Source organism: Pseudobutyrivibrio sp. ACV-2 (assembly GCF_900107545.1).
In the GTDB taxonomy this organism is placed as follows: domain Bacteria; phylum Bacillota; class Clostridia; order Lachnospirales; family Lachnospiraceae; genus Pseudobutyrivibrio.
This window is the reverse complement of record NZ_FNQZ01000039.1, coordinates 1-3,735: the sequence shown is the minus strand read 5'-3', so window position 1 is coordinate 3,735 and position 3,735 is coordinate 1. Positions and strand designations below refer to the sequence as shown.

4 protein-coding genes are annotated in these 3,735 nt (G+C 36.1%); all 4 read left to right on the top strand.

What is annotated here, in order from left to right; translation table 11 throughout:
- Positions 1–178 precede the first annotated feature (178 nt).
- From BLV53_RS16720 to BLV53_RS17195, 4 genes are read left to right on the top strand one after another with little or no spacing between them, the layout of a single operon-like run.
- Entirely contained in the window at positions 179–799 is a 621-nt protein-coding gene (locus tag BLV53_RS16720) for an REP-associated tyrosine transposase (protein WP_090302755.1), read from the top strand.
- Complete coding sequence (locus BLV53_RS16715; RefSeq protein WP_090302754.1) at positions 784–2,328, top strand: YifB family Mg chelatase-like AAA ATPase; 1,545 nt, start codon at positions 784–786, stop codon at positions 2,326–2,328. The genes BLV53_RS16720 and BLV53_RS16715 overlap by 16 nt, the downstream gene beginning before the upstream one ends.
- Positions 2,329–2,332: 4 nt before the next feature.
- Positions 2,333–3,118 carry a DNA-processing protein DprA gene (locus BLV53_RS16710; protein ID WP_090302753.1) on the top strand — a complete coding sequence of 262 codons (786 nt, stop codon included), beginning with the start codon at positions 2,333–2,335 and terminating at the stop codon, positions 3,116–3,118.
- Positions 3,119–3,142: 24 nt separating this feature from the next.
- On the top strand, positions 3,143–3,310 hold the full coding sequence (locus tag BLV53_RS17195) for a hypothetical protein (RefSeq protein WP_170830921.1): 168 nt from the start codon (positions 3,143–3,145) through the stop codon (positions 3,308–3,310).
- Positions 3,311–3,735: the final 425 nt, after the last annotated feature.

Below are 3,735 nucleotides of genomic sequence, written 5' to 3'. Positions count from 1 at the left end.
ATCGAAATTCTGATATAGGAGAGATAGTAGAAGCATTCGGTGAAATGGACCCAGGGCAAAGAGCAAGAATAGCTGGCTATGTAAAGGCGCTTCTGGATATGAAGTAATATCTGGAAGCGTAATATTAAAACCTCAAAATCCGTAAAATAGGATATATTATAGATGCAGAAAGAGAAAAATGGCAAGAAAGAAAAGAGAGTGGTATCCAGGCGCAACATATCATGTTATGAGCCGGGGAAATAGACAAAAAGCGATATTTAAAGATGTGGATGATTATATACAGTTTCTTAATTATATAAAGCTAGTTCAAGAAAAATATCCATTTAAACTGCATGCATATTGTTTGATGACTAATCATTTTCATCTGGAAATAGAAACAGAACAGGATGAGATTTGGAAGATCATGCAAAAGATTTTGGCGTTATATTCAAGTGAATTTAATCATAAATATAAATATGTAGGTCATGTTTTTCAGGGGCGTTATGTATCTAGCATTATAGAAGATGACACTTATTTCTTGGAAGTGAGCAGATATATTCATCTTAATCCCGTAAAGGCTGGTATGGTCAGAGAGGCATTAGATTATAAGTACAGTAGTTACGGAAAATATATGGATGTCAATTTGAACAATAAGTTAGGAGATGTTTGTGATGTCGTAACCGAAAAGACGCTAGGATTATTCGGGAAACGAGGAAAAGAAGGATACAGAATGTTTGTTGAAGGCAAACAATCTCACGAGGAAAAAGAATTATTGATTATGAAAGATATGGGAGAAAACGAGTTATGGCTACCATGGTAAGAAGTATGGCGGTAGAAGGTATAGATGGGTTCCAAGTAGAAATTGAAGCAACTACATTGAAGGGGCAGCAACAGATGATTTCAATAATTGGTCTTGGAGATCAAGCAGTAAAGGAGTCAGGAGAAAGACTACAAGCTGCAATGGAATATTATGGATATGATATTCCAAGAGATAAGGTACTTATAAGTTTAGCACCAGGGAATAGAAAAAAGAGGGGCTCCCACTATGATTTGGGAATAACACTTGCAGTTCTGACAGAAACAGACCAGATTGCTCCTAAGGATATTGAGGAATATGTATTCATTGGGGAACTGTCATTAAATGGTCGAATAAGAAGCTGTCCAGGGATTCTATCAATGATTACAGCTGCAAGACAATGTGGAATTAAAAAAGCAATTGTTCCTTATGATAATTTGCAAGAGGCTGAAAAGATTGAGGGTATTGAAATATACGGATTACAAAGTTTAAAACAAGCCGTGCAGCTTTTAGAAGGCAATGAAAAGGTAGAAATTGAAAGAACTGAAAATGTTGAGATAAAAATATGTGATGAGGAATTGGATTTTGCTGATGTTAGAGGACAAAGAGAATTATTAAAAGCTGTTTTGCTATCAGCGGCCGGTGGTCATAATCTGCTTATGATAGGTGAACCAGGATGTGGAAAGAGTATGATAGCTAGAAGAATACCTGGTATTCTCCCAGAAATGTCGGAAGAGGAAGCACTTGAAGTGACAAAAATTCAGAGTATAGCAGGAACTCTAAAGAATAACGAAGGTCTGGCAAAACGGCGTCCGTTCAGGGCTCCGCATCATAATGTTTCACTAAATGCATTAATTGGTGGAGGAACATACGCGCAACCGGGTGAGGTATCATTAGCACATGGCGGTATTTTGTTTCTGGATGAGTTGGCTGAGTTTTCAAGAAGTACACTTGATGCATTAAGACAACCACTGGAGGATAGAACTGTAACTATTTCAAGAGTGAATGGTACAAATTCATATCCTGCAAACTTTGTATTTGTAGCAGCAATGAATCCCTGCCCCTGTGGTTATTATCCTAGTGCAAAGTGCAAGTGCACAGATTATGAGATAATACATTACCGCTCAAAAGTATCGGGACCTATACTTGAGAGAATTGATATTCAAAAATGGGTACATCCAGTTGATTATTTTGAACTAAATAATGAAGCGGTTGATTACACTTCCGAAGAACTAAAATCAAAAGTTGAGAAAGCAAGAAAAATTCAAGAAGAGAGATACAAAAACGACGAAGGTATATTCTGTAATGCTCAAATGACAGTCTCTCAAATTCAGCAGTATTGTAAATTGGATGATGAATGTACTTCTATATTAAGAAAAAGCTGCGAAAAGTATGGTTTTAGTGCAAGGGTTATCCATAAGTTATTAAGATTGGCTAGAACATCAGCAGATATACGTGGGGCTGAGAATATAGAAAAATGCGATATTATTGGAGTGCTTTCTTGCAGAGAACTAGATAAGAGTAATAGCAATATGTACACAGTGGGAGACTAAATCAATGGATGAAATTGTATATTGGATTTGGCTTACAACTATTCCTTACGTAGGGATAAAATCGCAACATATTTTATTGATGCAGTTTGATAATCCTCGAAAAGTATACGAGGCTAGTATGGAGGGATTAAGTAAAACTGGAATAGGAACTAAAAGATGTACTTCAATTATGAATTCGAAAAGTCTAGATTCTGCAATCAGAATAATAGAAGACTGTAAGAAGAAAGGCATTAGTATCATTACATGCAGAGATGTATTTTATACAGATAAATATATTCGAGATGATAATCTGCCGATTCTTTTGTATTGTAAAGGTGATATCGAAAATGTAGTTTGTTCCAGCTACAGTATAGGAGTAATAGGAGCTCGTCGTTGCACTCAAAAAGATAAGGCAGAATGTATTAAATTTATTTCAGAGATTTCTATAATGGATAATCCGACTATAATCAGCGGCGCCGCAAAAGGTATTGATGGATATGCACATACAGCTGCAATAAAAAATGGATTAAAAACAATTGCGTTTGTCGGAAATGGCTTAGATATTTATTATCCCAAAGAACACACGGGATTGATTGATGAGATAAGTCAAAATGGAGTAGTTATCTCACAGTTTCCACCGGGCACACCGCCTTTGCGATATCATTTTCCTATGCGGAACAGATTGATTGCAGCATGGAGCGATGAACTGAAAGTGTTTGGCGCTGGGAGAAATAGTGGGACGGGGTATACGGTGGAGTATTTTAGGATGAAGAGTGATTATAAGTTTGAGACACAAAGAAATGTGCTATAATCAAATACGTATAAGAGGAGAAAAATGGAAATTAAGCAGTTTGATGATTGGGTAATTTGGGAGGGCGCTGCCGAAGGTGGAGGAAGAAGTGAGAAAGAGTGGCTTCAATCAGCTGATGGCCAAATAGGCCTTTTTAAATATCCAAAAAGTAAAAATACATCGGAGTTTGTTTCGGACATTAATGGTGCCTGACCCCAATGTGGTCAACTTAAGCTGAAAAAGCCTGTAAATTAATGCTTTGCAGCTTTTTAGTTTGCGCGCCTATCAATGATTTCCGAGTACAAATTTACGCTGCCCTCATCAAAAGAAATCATTATCCTCTCAAGATACACTAAAGCTAAATATTATGTTTATTTAGTCGATATAATAATTGGAGGATGTTGATGTTTTTGATTGAAAAAATGTGGAAAAAGTGTGAATGATTTGTTATTATTCTATGAAAAGAAACATAAAAAAACCGCCAGCGGTTATTATAAAGATGTAGAGTGGATTTTTGCCACTTAATGTAATAAAACAATTTTTAAAGGAGGTGTTTGAGATGGCAACTTCAAGTATTACAAAGAACTTTGTTGTTTCTGGTAAAAAACAAGTTGATATGTTCGCAAATGCAATAGAAG

What these genes read in the sequence shown, in the direction of transcription:
- BLV53_RS16720 (WP_090302755.1), top strand. Translation starts at nt 179, where the DNA reads ATGGCAAGAAAGAAAAGAGAGTGGTATCCAGGCGCAACATATCATGTT.
- BLV53_RS16715 (WP_090302754.1), top strand. Translation starts at nt 784, where the DNA reads ATGGCTACCATGGTAAGAAGTATGGCGGTAGAAGGTATAGATGGGTTC.
- BLV53_RS16710 (WP_090302753.1), top strand. Translation starts at nt 2,333, where the DNA reads ATGGATGAAATTGTATATTGGATTTGGCTTACAACTATTCCTTACGTA.
- BLV53_RS17195 (WP_170830921.1), top strand. Translation starts at nt 3,143, where the DNA reads ATGGAAATTAAGCAGTTTGATGATTGGGTAATTTGGGAGGGCGCTGCC.